15 protein-coding genes are annotated in these 20,076 nt (G+C 32.7%); 14 read left to right on the top strand and 1 reads right to left on the bottom strand.

Annotated elements, in window-relative coordinates; genetic code table 11:
- Positions 1 to 15 precede the first annotated feature (15 nt).
- From MY04_RS25985 to MY04_RS25965, 5 genes are all read left to right on the top strand, one after another.
- Positions 16 to 714 (top strand): protein phosphatase 2C domain-containing protein, encoded by a 699-nt coding sequence (locus MY04_RS25985; protein ID WP_066215835.1) that lies wholly within the window; start codon positions 16 to 18, stop codon positions 712 to 714.
- A 205-nt stretch (positions 715 to 919) separates the two neighbouring features.
- Entirely contained in the window at positions 920 to 1,078 is a 159-nt protein-coding gene (locus MY04_RS25980; RefSeq protein WP_158297920.1) for a hypothetical protein, read from the top strand.
- Positions 1,079 to 1,282: 204 nt separating this feature from the next.
- Complete coding sequence (locus MY04_RS25975) at positions 1,283 to 3,328, top strand: 7TM diverse intracellular signaling domain-containing protein (protein WP_066215834.1); 2,046 nt, start codon at positions 1,283 to 1,285, stop codon at positions 3,326 to 3,328.
- Positions 3,329 to 3,338: 10 nt separating this feature from the next.
- Positions 3,339 to 4,853 carry a membrane dipeptidase gene (locus MY04_RS25970; protein ID WP_066215831.1) on the top strand — a complete coding sequence of 505 codons (1,515 nt, stop codon included), beginning with the start codon at positions 3,339 to 3,341 and terminating at the stop codon, positions 4,851 to 4,853.
- 211 nt (positions 4,854 to 5,064) lie between these two features.
- Positions 5,065 to 5,487: a hypothetical protein gene (locus MY04_RS25965; protein ID WP_066215830.1), complete on the top strand. Its 423-nt coding sequence runs from the start codon at positions 5,065 to 5,067 to the stop codon at positions 5,485 to 5,487.
- A 47-nt stretch (positions 5,488 to 5,534) separates the two neighbouring features.
- On the opposite strand, the gene MY04_RS25960 is transcribed toward MY04_RS25965, so the two are convergent.
- On the bottom strand, positions 5,535 to 6,398 hold the full coding sequence (locus tag MY04_RS25960; RefSeq protein ID WP_066215828.1) for a DUF302 domain-containing protein: 864 nt from the start codon (positions 6,396 to 6,398) through the stop codon (positions 5,535 to 5,537).
- A gap of 400 nt (positions 6,399 to 6,798) precedes the next feature.
- Between MY04_RS25960 and MY04_RS25955 the strand changes: the two genes are divergently transcribed.
- The 9 genes from MY04_RS25955 (at position 6,799) to MY04_RS25915 (ending at position 20,068) form a co-directional block, all read left to right on the top strand.
- The gene (locus MY04_RS25955) at positions 6,799 to 8,346 is read left to right on the top strand and encodes a M43 family zinc metalloprotease (RefSeq protein WP_158297919.1); all 1,548 of its coding nucleotides are present in this window, start codon (positions 6,799 to 6,801) and stop codon (positions 8,344 to 8,346) included.
- A gap of 312 nt (positions 8,347 to 8,658) precedes the next feature.
- On the top strand, positions 8,659 to 8,856 hold the full coding sequence (locus tag MY04_RS25950; RefSeq protein WP_169055554.1) for a hypothetical protein: 198 nt from the start codon (positions 8,659 to 8,661) through the stop codon (positions 8,854 to 8,856).
- Positions 8,857 to 8,958: 102 nt separating this feature from the next.
- Positions 8,959 to 9,462, top strand: coding sequence for a hypothetical protein (locus tag MY04_RS25945; protein WP_066215822.1), 504 nt, complete (start codon positions 8,959 to 8,961; stop codon positions 9,460 to 9,462).
- Positions 9,463 to 9,968: 506 nt separating this feature from the next.
- Positions 9,969 to 13,586 carry an AAA domain-containing protein gene (locus tag MY04_RS25940; RefSeq protein ID WP_066215820.1) on the top strand — a complete coding sequence of 1,206 codons (3,618 nt, stop codon included), beginning with the start codon at positions 9,969 to 9,971 and terminating at the stop codon, positions 13,584 to 13,586.
- Between the two features lie 121 nt (positions 13,587 to 13,707).
- On the top strand, positions 13,708 to 14,361 hold the full coding sequence (locus tag MY04_RS25935) for a TerD family protein (RefSeq protein WP_066215819.1): 654 nt from the start codon (positions 13,708 to 13,710) through the stop codon (positions 14,359 to 14,361).
- Positions 14,362 to 14,492: 131 nt separating this feature from the next.
- Complete coding sequence (locus tag MY04_RS25930) at positions 14,493 to 14,867, top strand: tellurite resistance TerB family protein (RefSeq protein ID WP_066215818.1); 375 nt, start codon at positions 14,493 to 14,495, stop codon at positions 14,865 to 14,867.
- Between the two features lie 272 nt (positions 14,868 to 15,139).
- Positions 15,140 to 17,299, top strand: a complete 2,160-nt coding sequence (locus tag MY04_RS25925; protein WP_084006140.1) for a peptidase domain-containing ABC transporter — start codon at positions 15,140 to 15,142, stop codon at positions 17,297 to 17,299.
- An 11-nt stretch (positions 17,300 to 17,310) separates the two neighbouring features.
- Entirely contained in the window at positions 17,311 to 18,672 is a 1,362-nt protein-coding gene (locus tag MY04_RS25920) for an HlyD family secretion protein (RefSeq protein ID WP_066215816.1), read from the top strand.
- Positions 18,659 to 20,068, top strand: a complete 1,410-nt coding sequence (locus MY04_RS25915; RefSeq protein WP_066215811.1) for a TolC family protein — start codon at positions 18,659 to 18,661, stop codon at positions 20,066 to 20,068. Before MY04_RS25920 ends, MY04_RS25915 begins: the two co-directional genes overlap by 14 nt.
- Positions 20,069 to 20,076 lie beyond the last annotated feature (8 nt).

The raw sequence follows: 20,076 nt of genomic DNA, 5'->3' as shown, positions 1-20,076 counted from the left end.
TATTAAAGAAAAAAGATGATAGAAAAATTTTATAAAAGAGGTGAAAATCACGAGCATCATAACGAAGATGCGATGTTTACTACTTCATTATCAAAACACATTTCATTAATTGCGGTAATGGATGGATGTTCGACAGGAGAGGAGAGTCATTTCGCTTCTGCACTATTTTCAAAACTATTAAAGAAGATTGCTAAAAATCTTCCCGATCAGACCGATATACATGGAGAAGAATTATTGAAATCATATAGTCTGTTTAGTTTAGGAATGCATATTACGCGTTCATTTTTTGTGCAATTACAAAATGTACAACAGCACTTAGATTTATCTTATTCAGAATTGGCTTCCACTCTTATCGTAGCTATAATTAATACACGTACAAAACAAATATGGTATTTAATGGCTGGGGACGGATGTATTATCACGGATAATAAAATTGAAGAATTCGATCAGAATAATTATCCTAATTTTATTTGCTATCATCTAGGTGATTCCTATAAAGATTGGGTTAAGGATCAAGTGATCATTCAGGAAACTTATTTTAAAGAGTCTTTTGGGATAGCGACTGATGGTTTATTGAAGTGTACCTCCAAAGAGGAAGAAATAACTGAAATTTTAAAAGAGGAAAATTGGCAAGACCGTTTAAATTTATTAGAATTTTCTGATGATGTCAGCTTTTTTAAATTTACTAAAAAAGAGGAGCTAATTAGTGTATAATTTACAAATTTCATAAACCAATGAAAAGATTGATGTAGCCCATTTAAAATCACTGATAAATATCATGGTAATCAAGTGATATTGATTGATATTCTATTTTTTGCTTGTTAGACATATTGCCAATGAAAACGAAAGAGTTAAACCTAATCAATGGAATAAATTTCTCTTTTATTACTAAATATCGGTCAATAATCTAACTAACAAAATGAGACAATTAAATAATGGTTTGTTCGGAACCATCATATTCAGTATTCTGGGGTTGCTATTAATTCCACTTTTATTAATGCCATTGTTGAATCAAAAAAACGAACAAGGCGAAAAGAAACGAGATTTACAAAAGGAGATTTCAATCTCTAGAAAATAAAATTAAGGCTATTTTAGATCAAATAAAATGGCCTTTTTTTGTGTCAAATAAGAGTATTTTAAAAAATCTATTTATTTCGTATTAAACTTTAAATTGATAATTTTTTTATCCACTCTTATATTGTTATCTTTCGAGAGATAAACTATTATTTTTTTAATAGGTTTCAGATTTTTTACTGAACCAGTATTGAATAAAAGCAACAGAATGTTCTTAAAGATTAACTACATACTTCTTCTTTTATCTATTTTTTGTGGCTCTTTATCAGCCAAAAATGCGAATAACCCAACTAATATTAGTGTTGATGTCGATTATTATGTGGATGAAAAGCATGAAGTGGATATATCAAGTATAGAATTAACCAAATTTCATAACCATACAGATGATGTTCTAAACTTCGGAAATAACAAAGCGACCATTTGGTGTAGGTTTAAACTAGAAGATTTTAGACAAAATCAAGTATTACATCTTAAAACAGCATTAATCGAAAATGCTGAATTGTATATTCCAGTAGGTAAAATCGATTTTGATACTAAAGAAGCAGGATATAAAAAGTCCTTTTCATCATTAGAGTATCAAATTCCGAATATATATTTCAATATTCCTGACAATTTTAATTCGGATAGATACTTCTATTTAAAGATTGATGCCACTTATTTACAATTTTGGACGTATGTAGGGACTTCATCAAACTACTTGGAATACATTTACAGAACATCTATTGCAGATGGTATCTATTATGGTATTATCATCATAATGATGTTGTATAACCTCATTATCTATTTAACAGCAAGAGATAAAAACTACCTGTATTATGTGTTATATGTGTTAGCCACAGGTTTAATGGTAGCCCACTTCCAAGGGCATGATGCCCACCTTTGGGGAGAACTGAAATTTATAGCTGATAGAGGACCAATGTGGCCTGCAATAGGGGGCTTCTTCTCGGTACTTTTTGCCTATAACTTCTTGAAAATAAAATCGTCTTTCCCGATTTTTAATAAAGTCTTTTACTTTTTATTTGCCCTTTGGGGAGGTAGTATAATTAGTGTTCTTTTAGGCTTCAACCTGGTAAGTTCACTGATGAATCAGACATCAGGATTACTTTGTATCATTACGTTTACTTATACTAGTATTCAATTGATGAGTAAGGGAATGAAGTCAGCTAAGCTATTCTTATTGGCTTGGGGATTTTATATGACAGCATCCGTTTACTTTGTATTATGTGGTGCCAATATCTTCGAATATACTCTATTAACTGATTATGCTTGGCAAATTGGGTCGACACTAGAAATGTTGACTTTATCTTTTGCCGTTGGTCAGAAGATAAATGATTTAAAGAAAGAAAAAGAAAATATTTTATTGGATCAGAATAAGGTATTAGAATTTAAAGTAAACGAAAGAACTGAGGAGCTGAAGTCTTCCAATGAAGAGTTGAACACGATGATCGAGCAAGTTTATGAACAGCACAGTATCATCAAAAAGAAAAACTCAGACCTGAATGCTTCTATTTCTTATGCCAAAAGAATTCAAAATTCGATGTTGCCAACTGCTGACGATATCAACAAACATGTAAAAGATCATTTTGTGATATACAATCCTAAGGATGTAGTTTCTGGCGATATTTATTGGTTTACCCATTTTAAAGGAATGAACTTTATTGCTGCCATAGATTGTACAGGACATGGTGTTCCAGGTGCTTTTGTATCTATGATGGCTGTTAATATAATAAGAGAGGTAATTACTCTAAAATACCTTTCAGATCCTGCCGATATTCTTGAAGCAATGAACAAAGAAGTGGAAACTATCTTAAATCAAGAATCATCGAAAAGCCGTGAGGGGATGGACATGAGTATTTGCATGTGGGCAGATGGAGGCGTTAAACTACATTATGCTGGGGCTAAAAACCCACTATATATTGCTAGAGATAATGGAATAATTGATGTGATTCCAGGAAATAAAAGAGCGATCGGAGGTGAGTTTGGTATTCGTAAAAAAGGAGATCCATTTATCACTCACGAAGTCGAAATAACTGATGATATCAAGAGTTTCTATATCATGTCTGATGGTATTCAAGATCAATTTGGAGGACCGAATGACAAGAAATTTACAAGAAAGAGATTACAGAATGTCATAAAAATGAGTGCCCATCATCGTTTGACTAATCAAAAAACAATTTTAGAAAAAGAGCTTAAAAACTGGCAAGGAGAACAACATCAAATTGACGATCAACTTTTAATTGGTTTCTTGCCGTAACCTAATTTAAATGAGAAAATACGCTGACTTACATATACATTTAGCACTAAAACATTTAGTCGATAAGGGGTTAGAAGGTAGAAAGAATATTTGGGATAGAATTGTTTATAATCCTGATATTCATAAGCCTGAAAGAGCTGCTTCGGATCAATATGATCAATCAGATCTAACCTCTTTAGTAGAGAACAATGTCAAGATTGCCGTAGTTGCACTTCATCCTGTGGAGATTGTAGCTACCAAATCTTGGAAAAATAGATTAATCGCGAAAATATTTTTCGGATTTGAAGTGGACCGCTTAAAAAAATGGTCAAAAAACGGGGTCAATGCTTTTACTATATTGAATAGAGAATTAGCAGTGATTACGCAAGAGGAAGGAGAAATTAATACAAAAAAGACCTTACAAAACATTCAAAAGAATGGGGATTTTGAGGCTAAAATTGCGGTTGATAGGGAAGATTTTGATAATGAGGAGATCACAAAAATTGTATTAAGTATTGAAGGAGCACACGCATTAACTGATTTGCCATACAATACAGAAGGAGAGAAACTTAAGCAGGAAGTACTAAAGAATTTACGTTTCCTACAATTCGAAAGAAATCTTCCAATTTTCTCTCTAACGCTGTGTCATTTTGCAAACAACAGAATGGTAAAACAATCTTGGGCTTTGCCACTACCTGGGATTACTAAACTTATTCCAATACCAGTAAAACGGGAATTAGATGCACCAGATTTCACTTTTAATGATATTGGATTAGCTGTTTTAGATCAATGTTTAAATCAGCCAAAAGAACATCGAATTTTAATCGATTTGAAACATACACATGTTGATGCAAGAAAAGAGTTCTATGAAAAGCATATTAGAAATACTGATGGTAGCTTTAAAGCACCAATTCTAGCATCACATTGTGGCGTAAGTGGTATGTCTGACTTTGCATCTGCTGCTGCTGTAAAAAATGTAAAAAGAGAAGGAAAGAAAAAGAAATATCAACGATTTAATCCTTGGGCAATTAATTTCTGTGATGAAGAATTAAAGATCATCATGGAATCTGAAGGTTTGTTTGGTGTTTCTTTGGATCAAAGAATACTTGGAGCTGCCAACGATGAATATTATCGTGCAGTTAGAGATCATCTCAAGGAACAATATGGGAAGTCGAAATGGGATGATTTTTATGACAAAGATAGGATGGGACGAATCCATGCTGCTATGTTTTTAGATAATCTATTGTACACTGTACATAAAATGGGTGATGAAAAAGCATGGTCATGCGTTTGTATAGGTTCCGATTTTGACGGAATTATCGATCCTATAGATTGTTGTCCAACCGTAAAATACTTCCCTGAATTTGAAGAATTATTATTTAAAGAATTTAATCACTTAAGATTTAGAAATGAAGAAGATATTTTTATACCAAAAGATAAAACTTTAGAGACTGTTTTAAGAGATGTTTTTTATAACAACATCAATAATTTTATGAAGAAAAATATTCATTGGTACGCAATGGATAAGGTAGAATTATCCGTATAAATGTGAATATTTATTAATTTCACGTTATTCATTTCTCTTCTAACTCTTCATGATCTATTTTTGTTACTTACCCAAGTAGAGTTGCTGTAGTACATATTATCTCAATCTTCGGTAATTAACATTTTTTCTCTTTTTGAAAATTAGTTCAATTTTTAAAATGAAATACAATGTTTAAAATTTCACTATTAAGCGAACTTTTACCCTTATTAAAATGAAAAACTTTATTCTAACCCTTGCTTTTATTTGTTTGTTTTCAACAATCTATGCTCATACAGGAGAGGGACAAAAACTGTCACACGACGCTTTAAGTAAATTGAATGGATCTGTAGCAGAAGGTAAAGCTGCTATTGAACTGTTGAATGAATACTTAAAGGTGAATCAGGAAAACGATGTCGATTATTTGTATAATCCAGATAATGGAGAATTGGTTTTATACCTAAACTCTGGCGTAGAAAAAGTAGAAGTTAAAAGTTTCCACATTACTTCTCATGTAACGAATCTTGATTTTATGGTTAATGATAAGATTCTATTACACGTGAGTTATTACAAGGATTCTGGTAAAATACTTCTTACAAGATCAATGCAATACAGCGAATTTTGGCAAGAATCTATTCCTGTCATTACAGAATTATAATGACTTAGAAAAAGGTTGTCACATGAGTATGAGACAACCTTTTTTGTTTATTTAGAAATGGCTTTCGTAAAAGTGGTAGTTAATCTTTTATTTATCACTTGATGAGGCATGGCAGATGTGTCATAATGTAATTTGGCAAAAGCCTCTATGTCATTAAATGCAATATGTATTTTTTGATCTTCTGCTTCATAGACCAATATTTTTTGGCAAAAAGCATCCAATCCTAATTTAGGGAACTTGTTCATTGCCTTACCTCCTGGTGCAGGTCCACCAAACAATAACAAACCACTTTTTGGTAGTGCTACGCCATATTCCTCTGCTTCTTTCTTGTAATCAATATCAGAAAACCAACGGGTATCGCCTTGTGAAAGGATAGCCTTTTTTAATCGGGCAATGGTTTCATCATAGTTGTAATCAGATGTAATATCTATGATACCGTAATGCTTGGTCAGACCTTCTGTATTTACTTTAGAAATATCTTCTTTTGGTAAATGTTTAATGGCTTTTTTATAATCATGCTCTAGAGTATTTAATGCATGATGATCAATTGAATATCTTTTTTGTAAATAGCTTTTATCGGCATAGGCAACAGTTGGATGATTCGCCTCCGGTTCAGCGTAAACTAGTACTCGATAGGGTAAATCTAAACCAATAAGTATGTCTTCAGAAAGCAATTGACTATTCACTTTTGGATTGGAAAAGATATTCACAATAGAAGGAGGCATCTTTACTCCTTGTTCTTGTGCCAATCTTGAATGGTCGATGATCACAATTTGTTTAAAGTCTTTGGTATTTTCTTTTACTGCTATAGTGAAATCGTCTACAGAATTTTGAATATCTGAGTTTATCAAAATAAAACTTGATAAGAAACCTAGTAAAAGTAGACCGGTAAGAATATTAAATTTTTTCATTTCTTTTTGATTGTTGATACACCCTTCTCAACGCAATCATTCCGGAATCAGTTTCGAAATCCGATTTTTCTTAACATAGATCAATTTTTTGTACAATTAGACGAGCTATTAAAAAGACAATTGACATCTATTCAAATAGGACTTATACCAGGAAATTTAGAAATAAGTGTATATTTTCTTTTGAGATACTATTAAAAAAAGATACATATAACTGTTTAATAGATATATGTTTAGATTAAACATTTTGTGTATACAACTATTGTAGTGAATAAAGTTGAGGGTGTGGTTAATGTTATAGTATTTTGATGAATTGTATAATTTAAAGGAGCAATCCTTGTCATATAAAAAGACTAAGCAACTTTTTTCGTATCTTGTAAGTTGCCTATTCATGATTACGAAAATGACAAGATCTATATTTTTTATATTACTATTATTTACGACATATAGTTTCTCTCAAACAATAACTCCAAAAAGGAATAGTTGTTTAACAAAAAGTATAAATTCTCCATATTATAATGATGTGACTCACCCTGGAGATGAAGCTTTTGAAGCTAAAATGCGTCTGCTTACTAGTGAATACAATAACGCTAGAATAAAAGAAGATGTTATACAAATTCCTGTGGTCGTTCATGTGATTCACAACGGAACCGATGTCGGTGTGGGTGCTAATATTGCAAATGCCCAAATTTTATCTCAAATCAGAATTTTAAACGAAGATTTTCGAAGAACCGAAAATACGCCTGGTTTTAATGATCATCAAGCGGGAGCGGACACGAAAATCGAGTTTGTAATGGCTTTAAGAGATGAAGGCGAAAACATTTTAACAGAGCCTGGTGTAGACCGTGTATTCATCGAAGAAGATTTTTTTACAGCAGATGATTTTCAGATGTCTGTAAAGCCTCATACAATTTGGGATCCGACAAAGTATTTAAATATATGGACTTGTACTTTTGGTGGGGTAAATTCAGATCTTTTGGGGTATGCTCAGTTTCCAAATGTGCCCTCAGGAGTGGATGGTTTAGATGGCTTGAACGCTATGGGAGGTATGGCTTCAACTGATGGTGTGGTGATTGGTTATCAATTTTTTGGTGATACACTTAACGTTCATGCTCCTTATGATAAAGGAAGGACAACAACCCATGAAATTGGTCATTGGTTAGGTTTAATTCATATTTGGGGTGATGGAGATTGCGATGTGGACGATTATTGTGATGATACTCCAAATCAAGACGGACCTAATCAGGTGTGTATGACAAGAAATAGTTGTATTGATACAGAGAATGATCAAAATGATATGATCGAGAATTACATGGACTATACGCCAGATGATTGTATGAATATTTTTACTCAGGATCAGAAAACTAGAATGCGTATAGTGCTTAATAATTCAATTCGTAGAAAGGAGTTATTACTTTCTGAAAAGCATATTCCTTTAAGTGTTCCACATGCTCATTTTGTTGCCGACTCGACTTCTTTAGACGTCAACACATACATTACGTTTACAGATTCAACAAGAAATAGTCCTCGAGAATGGTCATGGGTTTTTGAAGGTGGTTCACCTTCCACTTCATCGGCACAACACCCTAGAGTGCAGTATAGAGAATATGGTGAGTTTGATGTAACTCTAATCGCCAGTAACGATGTTGGAGCAGATACACTTTACTTAGCAAATCATATTAGTGTAGCCAGAGTAACTTCATTGGAAGACGATTTATTGGAAATATCAACTTATCCCAATCCAACCTTCCACTCGGTTAAATTAAATTTTGCTCATCCTTTTAAAAATATTGAAGTGGATGTTTTTAATTTAAAAGGAGCACACATGGATCATATCGAAAGCGATTATCAAGAATTAATTGTTGATATGCACCAATATCCTAAAGGATTGTATTTAATTAAAGTGAATTTAGGAGGGAATCAGAAAGTCGTAAGAGTGATGAAGCAATAAAAAAAGCGATCACAAAATCGGATAAACCTCTTTTGTAACCACTTTTGAATGTACAATTGCATCACAAATTTATTGATTTGTATACAGATAACAAATAGGAATGGCCATCAAAAAGCGGTTATTTTTTATGATTGTGGAAATTTTTGAATCTTTTTAAATGTAATCTCCTCATTTCTAAAGCAATTATAAGAAATGTATTTTTTTCTTAATACTTAAAAAAAATGCATCATTTCGTAAAATCTCACGTATAAATAGATATAACAATAAAGAAGGAGGTGGAAGATGTCTATACAAGCAAAATCATTAAGGATAATGAAAGCTTTACCTCAGAATAAAAAAGTATTGCTTGAAGATGTTTTGAAGGAATTACAAATCGAAACAAGCCATACTGAACTGAGTTGTATCGCAAATAGTTTACAAAGAAACGGTCTGGTGAATTTAGAAACTGATGACCAAAAAATATTAGTTGGATTAACCGACGAAGGAAAAGAAATAATTCTAAATATTTAACGATTCTTAGAATACAAGGTAGCCAAAGTGCTACCTTTCTTTTTGTCCAAAATTTAACAGACATAAACACCAATACAGTATTTTTTTTTAGATATTTACTAGATGAACTTCGAAGAAATTAAGATCAGTTCGAAAGAAGAAAGAGATCAATTTATCGAGCTTATCATAGCAGATAATCTAATTGATGACCTGTACGAAAGCATTAAGAAATTTGATAACCCTCATGGTAATCGTTTAGCATGGGTGGTGAGTACTATATCTGATAAAAATGATCAAATACTTTCTAAATATGTGGATGATTTAATTACTTGGTTACCCGGTATAAAAACTCAAGGTATAAAAAGATCACTTTTAAGAGGTTTGGTTCACTGTCCATTATCAATTGATAAAGAAGGAGAGTGGGTGGAATTTCTTTTTGATATTTTATCATCCTCTGAAACTGATATTGCTGTTAAGGTGCACAGTATGGAATTACTTTCGAGGTATTGTGAAAAATACCCTGAATTATCACAAGAACTGATCATAATTTTAGAAGATGCTTTACCTTATTATTCGGCAGCTGGAAAAGTGCGAGCAAAAAGAATATTAAAAAAGTTCAGTAACTAAAAGAAACTGATAAAAAATAAGATAAGTTGGGGTGTAAAGTTAAAGTATTGTGTAATCGAAATCGTATTTAAATCTGTATGAATCACCAGAAAAAGTGTTGAAATCTAAAATTATAATAGATTAGAAATAATCGTCTTATACAATTAGAAAAGTTTAAGTATAGAGGGGGTAGAACTTCCTTAAATACTTTTTTATTATATGAGATGTTCTAGATTTAAGCACTTGTTTAGAGGTGAAGAGAATTGATTTAATGTTTTGATTATCAGTGTTTAAGTTGTTTAGTTTGCTTCTGCAGTTTGATAAATAGTATAAACTAATCAGACAAAGAAATAAACATAAACCGCGGAGAAAAACCTTTGATTTGAAAATTTATAAAAAACGATTTTGGCAAATTTGCCGTTTTCGAAAAATCATTTGATCAAGTTTAACTTGATACACAATAATTTAAAATGTGTTTCAATTTTGACCAATTAAACTAAAATATAGTTTTTAAGATATATATTGATATGAATTCTGAGCCAACAAAATATAGTAAGTCACTAATAAAGACCCTTGAAAATAAATTAAAAGTAGGAAACCTTAGATCGATTCATTTAAATGCAACCGTTGGAAGATCTAGAAATCGCCTAGATGTTAAACAATTAGATGTATTAGAAGAAGGATTATCTAATCAGTTTCTTCAGCAATTAACCTCCTCTCAGAAATTTAGTTTTAATTTTGGTTCCTCATTTCAGGAGATTTACCTCTACGATGATGAAGTAGCACAGCAATGTTCCACTTTATTTAAAAAGCTAAAAAATATACATATTGATATCAATAACGATATACAGAACCACGGGGTCAATAGTTTTGGATTCGGTTACCCAATGCTAGTGTTTCGTAATCCTAATAATAGTAAGCAATTAGCCTATGCACCTCTTTTTATTTGGCATTTAGAATTAGATAAAGAAGCTAGAGGTACATCAAATTGGCGCATCTTAAAAGGTGATGATTATCCTATACTTATCAACGCTCAATTAAGATCATATATTGAGTCCGTTTTTGATGGTGTTCAGCTTCAAGCAATATCAGAGGAAATGTTGGAAGATGGTATTATCGATAATGATGAGATATTAGAGGTAGCCAATGGAATTCTTCAACAATTGAATAGTCCTAGTCTAAATGAGATAGGTGAATTAGAAAAATCAACTGATAAAAAAGCCTTAGACCAAAAAACACAAAGACACGCTTGGGTGGCTTGGAATGGAGTTTTTGGCTTATACAAAGCACAGAGAGAGAGTATAATTGCAGACCTTCAGTATATTCATGATAATAATGAAGACTTTACCGACACTGTAGAAGATGTAGCCTATCAGGAATATACAACATCGTCTGTAGCTGTCGATCCAAGTCAGGAAAGGTTACTTCACTTATTAAATGATGAAAGGAAATTAATCATTCAAGGCCCTCCTGGTACTGGAAAAAGTCAATCCCTAACAGCCATTATCACGAATGCTTTAGAAAATAATGCAAGGTGTTTAGTCGTTTGTGAAAAGAAAACAGCCCTCGAAGTATTAAAGCAAAATCTGGGAAAGCTAGGTTTAGATCATCTTTGTGCAGTAATAGACGATGTAAATAAAGATCGAAAACAAATTGTTGATACAGTAAGAGAAATTGTTGATGGGAAAAGTACTTTGCCAAAATCGGAAATTAACGAGAGTAAGTACAGAGCATTAAGGAGTAAATACGAGAACAATAAAGTAGAAGCACAAGAGAAATATAAGAATTCGGCGAGCCATGTTTTGGGTGATTACACTTGGAGAGATTCTATTTCTGAAATGATCTCCAATCAAGAAGAAGCGCATCAACAGGTAATATCGGAGATGGGAGTGATTACTTCCTTATACTTTACAGAGGAGGAATATCAACAATTAACTCAGTTGATAGAAAATGGAGAAAGGACATATAAGAAGATTCAACATCTAAAACTAGATCTTGATGCATTCTCGGAACATTTTTTCCAAGAGCCATTTACGCAAGAATCTCGATTAAAAGTATCTGATTTCTTGAAAGATGTTGAGCAAAAGTCATCAGAAATTGAATTGAAACTGGAAGAATCTATCCAAAGTTTTGGTGATGATTTTTATGAAAAGGGTTTACAAGAAAATTGGTTCTTTTGGTTAAGAAAAGTATTTAGCGGCAAACTTAAACGAATGTCACAGTCTGCACATCAAATAGCAAGTCTGACAGAAAAATTACATCAGGACTTGGGGTTGCTTTATCAAAGTAAAACATTAAACCTGCAGATAAGCAATGAACTAAAATCATTTATTAATGAAACGAAGAAAGAATTAGAGCAATTGTCTTCAAATATGGTCAAGTATAGAGATATACATGATTGGAAATATTTTAAAGGATCGATTGAAGAAGGATATGCCAATAAACTCATCGATTTCTTAACAGATGCAGAAGTAAACGAATGGTCAATTACCTTTAAATATTGGTACTTCAACGCCCTATTAATGCATTATGAAGCAAAGAATGTAGGGAAATACAATACGGATAATTATTTGTTAGAACAGTTAGATGCACTCACTTTAGATATACAAAAGCATCAGGCAGGTTTTATTGTGAACCAGCAATCCAAAGAAGTGGAACAGTTGCTGAAATCAAAAAACAAGCAAAGTTTAAAGCTGTTATTTAATTATAGAAAGAATAAAACATATGGTTCTAAGACATCCTTAAGAAAAATTATTCATCAAGAGTTTGATTTATTCTCAACGTTTTTCCCTGTCACAATGGTCAACCCTGTGGTCTGTAGTTCTATTTTACCTATGGAAACAGGTTTATATGATTTAGTAATTTTTGATGAAGCTTCTCAAGTGAGGTTAGAAGATGCTTTTGCAGCGATGTTGAGAGGAAATCATCAAATCATATCTGGAGATGTTCATCAAATGCCACCTTCTTCTTACTTTGATAAAGGAGGTGATTTGGATTTAGATGAAGAATTGGAAGAAGCAGATGTAGCTTTAGCTGAAAGCGATTCTTTATTGACTTTCGCCAAAGATAGTACGTTTAAATTCTCTTATCTCGATTTCCATTATCGTTCTCAGCATCCTCATTTAATCGATTTTTCTAATGCAGCCTTTTATGGTTCTCGATTAATTCCGATGCCTAATGTGAAGGATTATCAACCTATTAAACTTCATCAAATAGATGGTTTGTATGCGGATCGATCTAACGCTAAGGAAGCTGAAGAAATCATTAATTTCATCAAAACATTAGATGTAGATCAACTACCAACTTTAGGAATCGCTACTTTTAATATGGATCAAAGAAACCTTATTTGGGACCATATTTATGCTGAAATAGAGGAGTCAAGTAGTTTTAATAAATTGATGCAGGAGTTAATAAAGAATGGATTTTTCATCAAAAACTTAGAAAATATTCAAGGTGATGAAAGAGATGTGATATTGTTATCTACTACTTTTGGAAAGAACGAACAAGGGAGTTTTCGTCAGAATTTTGGACAATTAAACAATCAAGAGAAAGGATATAAATTGCTTAATGTGATTGTGACAAGAGCTAAAAAGGAGTTGCACATTTTTACTTCATTCCCAACAGAAATATATTCTAAATATGCATCAGAGTTAAGCAATCAAGGAAATAATGGTAAGGCCATTTTGTATGCCTATTTGGCATATGCAAGAGCATGTTCGAATCAAAACGAAGAGGAGAGAATACATATCTTAAATACGCTAGCGGAATATGCTACCGAATCAAGTAATATTTCTTTGAAAAAGTCTACTACTGCAAGCCTTGAAACTCAAATAATTGAATTCTTATCTAAAAAAATCCCTTCTCAATTCACTTTAATTCCCTCTTATAAATTAGGTGGATTGTATTTAGATATTGCGATAATTGACGAAAACAAGAATGTGGTTTTAGCCATTGAATGTGATGGGAAAGAAGAGCATCTTTCTAAAGAATCGTATAGATACGATATTCATAGAAAGAATATTATGGCAAGTCACAACATAGAAGTTTATCATCTTTGGGTGACAAATTGTTGGCAAGATATAGATACTGAAATCAATAATATTGTGTCAAAAATAAATACTATTATTAGTTGTTATGCAGAATGATAATCATCATTATTGAAAACAACGATTATATGTTAAGTTGAAATTTTATGTAAGATGTAGTACTTTTATACTATCATCGACCCTTTTGCAAGCAAATTTATACTTTCATCAATAAAATAAAATGACGATTGAATTACTAAAAGGTGAACACTTTAATCTTGAATCTGGAGCAGAAAAAAGCTTGAGCCACTTTTGCGTTGGTGTAAATTGGGGTGCAATTCAAAAACCTGTATTCTTAGGTTTGTATAAAAAAGTGATCAATGTAGATTTGGATTTAAGCGTTTTAATGCTTGATGATCAAAATAACATTGTTGACTATATATTCTCACCAAAATACAAAAACGTTCAAATTCATTCTAATACTATAGATGAAGGAAAACTAATTTCTTATGATAGTGCCTTAAGACATAGTGGTGATGATGTAACAGGAGATACTGACGGAGATGATGGTTTAGATAATGAGGTAATCATCATTGATTTAAATAAAGTGGATTCAAAAATTAGTAATATCTATTTCTTTTTAAATCATGTGGGTGAAGGTGGTTTTTCTGAAGTTCCATTCGCTAAAATAAGAATGTATGATGGTACCCCTTATAAAATCAACTACACTTATGCTTCCTATGATGTCACTGATGTGGAAACGTATGCTGATCAAAATGCATTGTTAATGGGGAGTTTAAACAAACAGAATAATCATTGGGGATTTGAAGCTATCGGAGAAGCATTTAAGGTGACAAACTTTGGAGAAATTATTGAAAAAATACTAAACCGCTAGGAGAGTACCTCAAGATTTCGAATTGTGTTTTTAGAAGAAAGTTCTATAATCATCTTAAGTTCAAGGTGTTAGAATGATACAATTGTAAAGTGTTTGTGTTAGTTTTGTAGTGTTAAACCTAAAAGAACTATATGAATACTCTTACTAATCAATTTGAATTACTGGAAGCCCAAGACTACACTCCTCAGGAAAAACTATGTATTTTACGATTTTCTAATATGATCGCTGCAGCAGATGGTAAAGTACATCAAGGTGAGATCAAATTCATGGTCGATCTTATTGAAAAATTGAATTTACCTATTTCCTCTCCACTAGATGCCAATAGTTTAAGTTTTGAAGATGTAGCCGCTACCATTAAGAGAATGACCATTACAAAAAAGAATAAGGCTTTTGTACTTTTCAGAAAAATGATTGAATCTGATGGAGAAGTACATAAAAGAGAAGTGAAAATTTTTCACCGTTTAAAAAAAGTAGTCGATCCCAATAATATTTTATCCTACAAATAAGTGGAATATATATTTTTGATCATACATAAAACCTTTGCCGAGTCAGCCTACTTTTTAGGTCAAAAATTTGTATAAACTCAATTTTCACAAATTATAATATATGTTTTAAAGAAATTTTTGTCAAAACACTCAAACTTTAATGATTGATTGTAGTTATTTGCATTTAAAAGAAATTAGATATAATTATTCCTTAATAATTTTCTGATTTTATGCTTTGCATTATTTCATCCAACGATTGAAATCTAACTCAACTTGATCAACTTCTTAGTTTTATGACTAACAAAGGATATAAGAAACTTAGTATACTACTGTCATCTCAAATCAATCACAAGATTGATATCAATGCGGATGAACCCATCATTAATCATGAATCTGATGATAATTTTTGGGACATGTTTATACGATATGCAGATAATTTTGAATTAGCTATTGTTAAAACAGATGGTAGTATTAATGAATTATTATCACATCTTGAAAAAAGTATTACACCCTACATTGTAGAATCAATGTTAGACGGTGTGGCTACACCTGTTGTTTTTTGTCCGGATAGCCACGGAACAATAAAAGCTTTCTCTGTAGATAAATTAGGTCAGGATAAGGAAATAAATATAGACTTAGCCATTGAAAAACTCGTTAGAAACGATGATGGTGAAGTGACTTATGCAATTCCGATTTCAAATAAACCTCTTATTTCAGACGATGAGACAAAAAAGAAGAATACATCAATAGCTAGGTTAAGTAGGTTGTTGGGGGCAGAGAAAAAAGATATTAGTTATATCTATATCTACGCGCTTCTTATCTCATTATTTGGTTTAGTATTGCCACTAGGTGTACAAACAGTAATCGAATTAATTGCAGGTGGTGTGGTGATCGATTCCATTACAGTAATGATTGGTTTAATCATCTTATTTACCATGTTTACTGGAATGCTTCAAATAATGCAGTTAAAAGTTGTGGAGACCTTGCAAAGGAGGGTATTCGTGAAAGCAGCATTTGAATTCACCTTCCGACTGCCAAGAATTAAATTAGAATCCTTATTAAGTGCTAATACTCCAGAACTTATGAACCGCTTTTTTGATGTAATTACCATTCAGAAAAGTTTGCCAAAATTCTTAATTGATCTCTCGGGTGCCGTTCTTCAGATTTTGTTCGGTATGATCCTTCTTTCATTCTATCACCCATTATTTATTGTATTTGGTGTGGTGCTTATAAGTACACTAGTCATTTTATTCTGGTTTACTGGGCCTAAAGCGCTTGCCGCCAATATGGTAGAATCAAAGTACAAGTATAAAGTAGTACATTGGTTGGAAGAAATGGCGAGAACTTTACCATCATTTAAAATTGCTGGTAGAACATTCTTACCAATGGAAAGAACGGAAAACTTAACGAACCATTATCTACACTATAGAGAAAAGCAATTTAATGTAGTCATCAATCAGTTTATCTTTGTATATATCTTTAAAACATTGGTAACAGGTGGTCTCTTGATTATAGGTTCGTGGTTAGTGATAAACCGAGAAATGAATCTTGGTCAGTTCGTTGCATCAGAAATTGTTATTGTATTGGTACTTTCAGCATCAGAGAAACTAGTACTTTCTATGGAAGTAGCTTACGATATGCTTACTGCAGTTGACAAAATTGCTCATGTAACCGATCTACCTTTAGAAAGAAAAGGCGGAGTTTTCGTTAAGAAAGAAAAAGGTAGAAAAGGTTTTGCTGTGAAAATGAAAGATGTGAAATACGATTATCATGGTCACAGAACAGCATTAAACGGAGTAAATATTGATATTAAATCTGGTGAAAGAATGTGTATTGGTGGTCATAATAACTCTGGTAAAGATACCATGGTTTATGCCTTAGCCTCTTTCCTAGAAGATTATAAAGGAGCAATCTCATACGATGGATTTAATCTTAGAGATGTAGATCTTATTGATTTAAGAAGTTCAATTGCTAAAAACCTTTCGGAAGAAGAACTTTTTGATGGTTCTCTCTATGAGAATATTAAAATGGGCCGTGAAAGTATTACCTACGAAGATATAATTTGGGCCTTAGAAAGTGTGGACCTTTTAGAATTTGTTCAAAAACAACCTGAAGGTTTGAATACTGTGATTACGGGTTCTTCTCATGTGTTCTCAGAAAGTGTGGCTATTCGTTTTATTTTGGCAAGATGTATTGCCGATCATCCTCGTTTACTCATATTTAACAGAACATTCCAAGAATTGGACAGTCAGATGAGATTTAAGATTCTGAACTTCCTAATCGATAAAAAAAATCCATGGACATTAATTTTTGTTGGTAACGATCCTATTTTATCTACCTTGTGTGACAGAGTTGCCATTATGGGTGATGGTAAAGTAGAGACTATTGGAACAATTGACGAAGTAAAAGGTCATGATAGTTTTAGAAACTGTTTCTTAACTACTAACAACTAATTGATATTAAAATGCTGAACATAACACCGCATAACTCTAGCGATAAAGACCAATACGATAAACGTTTTGGGACATTAAATACACTAAACACACCAAGTGAGGCAAAGAAAGTAGCAAGAATACTTATCATTATCATGGTGCTTTTTTGTGTGGTTCTATTCTTACCATGGCAACAGAACATTAGAGCTAGAGGTGAAATAACTGCTTTGACACCAAAAGATAGACCACAGAAAATTCAAAGTCCAATTGATGGTACAATTGCACAATGGAATGTACAGGAAGGTCAACATGTAGATTCTGGACAAGTGCTTCTTACAATTGCCGAGGTGAAAGATAAATACATTGACCCCGACATGATTCTTCGTTTAGAAGAAGGTATTAGAGCAAAAGGCAATGCAATTAGTGCAAAAGAAGATAAAGTATTAGCGAAGCAAAGACAATTAGAGGCTCTAAAAGCTGGATTAGTCATTAAACTTCAACAGTTTGATAATAAAATTGAGCAATCAATTTTAAAGATTGAAGGAGATAGTATTGCTTGGGAGGCTTCAAAAGTGGATCTGAAGAACGCCAGCCGTCAATATAAAGCCAATGAAGAACTTCATAATAAAGGTCTAATTTCATTAACTAAATTAGAAACCTTTAGATCGAAGTATCAACAAAGTGTAAGTAAAGAAGTTTCTGCCAGAACAAAATTAGAGATGGCAAGAAATGAATATCAAAATGCAGTACTTGGAAAAAATGCTGCACGAAATGAAGCTTTAGATAAAATCGCAAAAACAGACTCTGAACTTTCTACCACATTATCTGACATTGCAGATAGTGATGCTGCACTAGCAAAAGCAAGAAACGAGTTGTCTAGTATGGAAATTCGTGCAGGTATGAGAGTCATTAGAGCACCACAAAAAGGGGTGGTAGTACAAGCTTTAAATAGTGGTTTAGGAGAAAACATTAAGAGTGGACAAGCTTTGTTAACCTTAGTTCCTGATGCTCCACAATTGGCCGCAGCCATTTATGTAAAAACAATGGATGTTCCACTTATAGAAGAAGGAAGACACGTTCGTTTACGTTTCGATGGTTGGCCTTCCATTCAATTCTCAGGTTGGCCAAGTGTTAGTGTAGGTACTTTTGGTGGTCGAGTTGAGGTTGTCGATTTTATGAATCAAGCAGATGGTACTTTTAGAGTCTTAATTATTCAAGATAAGAAAGAAAAAGATGATGATTGGCCACCTGAATTAAGAATGGGTACAGGTGTTTTCGGTTGGGTAATGTTAGAAGAAGTTCCGATTTGGTACGAATTGTGGCGTCAGATTAATGGTTTCCCACCTAGTTTAAACGATTATAAAGGCAGTGATAAAAAAGATGCTAAGAAATAGGTTTAAAAAAATATCATTCTCATTATTATTCTTTTTCTCTGTGCTTTCTACTCATGCTCAAGAAGAAGTAAAAATAATCACTCTTGCAGATTTATATGAGCTTGTCATGTTGTATCACCCAGTGTACCAACAGGCAGATCTTTTGTCTGAACAAGCTAGGATGCAGGTACGTTTAGGTCGTGGTTCTTTTGACCCTAAATTAGAATCTAAATACGATCAAAAGGTATTTAAGAATAAAGAGTACTACCAAAAATGGAATAGTTACGCTAAAGTACCATTATGGGCGGGTAACTTGAATGTAGGGTACGAGCGTAATCAAGGTAGCTACCTCAATCCTGAAAACGATACTGATAGCGGAAACGGCTTAATGTATATTGGCTTGGAATTACCTGTACTGAAAGGCCTTTTGATGGACGAGAGACGTGCCTCTTTGAAAAAAGGTTTTGCCATGCAACAAATGACAGAGGCAGAACAAATTAAGGTAATCAACAAATTAGTTCTTCAAATAGCCAAAGATTATTGGAGTTGGTATTTTGCCTATCATCAATTTAGATTAGCAGAAACTGGGTTCGAATTGGCTACCTTCAGAAAGGAATCAGTTGACGAAAGAATTAAGCAAGGAGATTTAGCAGCTGTCGATGGAGTAGAAGCTCAAATTACAATTCAGCAAAGAGAAATCAACTTGAAAATGGCTGAATTGGACTTGCAAAAAGCAAAACTGATACTTTCTAATCACCTTTGGAATGAAAATAATGAGCCATTAGAAATCATGGACGATATTCAACCTGAGGAAATGGGTGTAGAAGCTCTTCCAAACTTAGAAGATCTAACCAATCAGGCTTTAGTTGGACACCCTGATTTAATCTCTCTACAGGCAAAAACAACCGTGTTGAATTTAGATCAAAGATTGGCTAGAGAATCAGTAAAGCCAGAATTGAATCTTAAATACAACTATTTGGGAACAACTGCTTCTAGTTGGGAATATGGATTGGAAGAAAATTATAAATTCGGTGCCACCTTCTCAATGCCTCTATTTTTAAGAAAAGAAAGAGCTAAACTTCAAATGTCTAAACTTAAGGTGCAAGACATTGAGTTTAAAATGACAATGAAAAGAAGAGAGCTTTCTAACGACATCCAAAAAGCTTTCTTAATGGTAGAAAACTATGTGGAACTAACCGATATGCAACAAGAAATGTCAGAGAATTACGAAATTCTTTTGCAAGGTGAAACAGATAAATTTAATGCCGGTGAAAGTTCTGTATTTTATATGAATGTCCGTGAAGGTAAGTTAATTGAAGCTCAGACAAAATTGTATAAAATGAAGTCAGAATATGCTAAATCTATGGCTGAATTAAATTGGACTGCAGGTGTTTCTCCAAACTTTATAATTAAATAATTTTTTTG

Origin of the sequence: Flammeovirga sp. MY04 (genome assembly GCF_001682195.2) — a bacterium.
Classification (GTDB): domain Bacteria; phylum Bacteroidota; class Bacteroidia; order Cytophagales; family Flammeovirgaceae; genus Flammeovirga; species Flammeovirga yaeyamensis.
This window is presented reverse-complemented; position numbering and strand designations above follow the sequence as displayed.

Excerpts from the sequence above, each read along its gene's own strand:
- MY04_RS25985 (WP_066215835.1), top strand. The coding sequence starts at position 16 with ATGATAGAAAAATTTTATAAAAGAGGTGAAAATCACGAGCATCATAAC.
- MY04_RS25980 (WP_158297920.1), top strand. The coding sequence starts at position 920 with ATGAGACAATTAAATAATGGTTTGTTCGGAACCATCATATTCAGTATT.
- MY04_RS25975 (WP_066215834.1), top strand. The coding sequence starts at position 1,283 with ATGTTCTTAAAGATTAACTACATACTTCTTCTTTTATCTATTTTTTGT.
- MY04_RS25970 (WP_066215831.1), top strand. The coding sequence starts at position 3,339 with ATGAGAAAATACGCTGACTTACATATACATTTAGCACTAAAACATTTA.
- MY04_RS25965 (WP_066215830.1), top strand. The coding sequence starts at position 5,065 with ATGAAAAACTTTATTCTAACCCTTGCTTTTATTTGTTTGTTTTCAACA.
- MY04_RS25960 (WP_066215828.1), bottom strand. The coding sequence starts at position 6,398 with ATGAAAAAATTTAATATTCTTACCGGTCTACTTTTACTAGGTTTCTTA.
- MY04_RS25955 (WP_158297919.1), top strand. The coding sequence starts at position 6,799 with ATGACAAGATCTATATTTTTTATATTACTATTATTTACGACATATAGT.
- MY04_RS25950 (WP_169055554.1), top strand. The coding sequence starts at position 8,659 with ATGAAAGCTTTACCTCAGAATAAAAAAGTATTGCTTGAAGATGTTTTG.
- MY04_RS25945 (WP_066215822.1), top strand. The coding sequence starts at position 8,959 with ATGAACTTCGAAGAAATTAAGATCAGTTCGAAAGAAGAAAGAGATCAA.
- MY04_RS25940 (WP_066215820.1), top strand. The coding sequence starts at position 9,969 with ATGAATTCTGAGCCAACAAAATATAGTAAGTCACTAATAAAGACCCTT.
- MY04_RS25935 (WP_066215819.1), top strand. The coding sequence starts at position 13,708 with ATGACGATTGAATTACTAAAAGGTGAACACTTTAATCTTGAATCTGGA.
- MY04_RS25930 (WP_066215818.1), top strand. The coding sequence starts at position 14,493 with ATGAATACTCTTACTAATCAATTTGAATTACTGGAAGCCCAAGACTAC.
- MY04_RS25925 (WP_084006140.1), top strand. The coding sequence starts at position 15,140 with ATGACTAACAAAGGATATAAGAAACTTAGTATACTACTGTCATCTCAA.
- MY04_RS25920 (WP_066215816.1), top strand. The coding sequence starts at position 17,311 with ATGCTGAACATAACACCGCATAACTCTAGCGATAAAGACCAATACGAT.
- MY04_RS25915 (WP_066215811.1), top strand. The coding sequence starts at position 18,659 with ATGCTAAGAAATAGGTTTAAAAAAATATCATTCTCATTATTATTCTTT.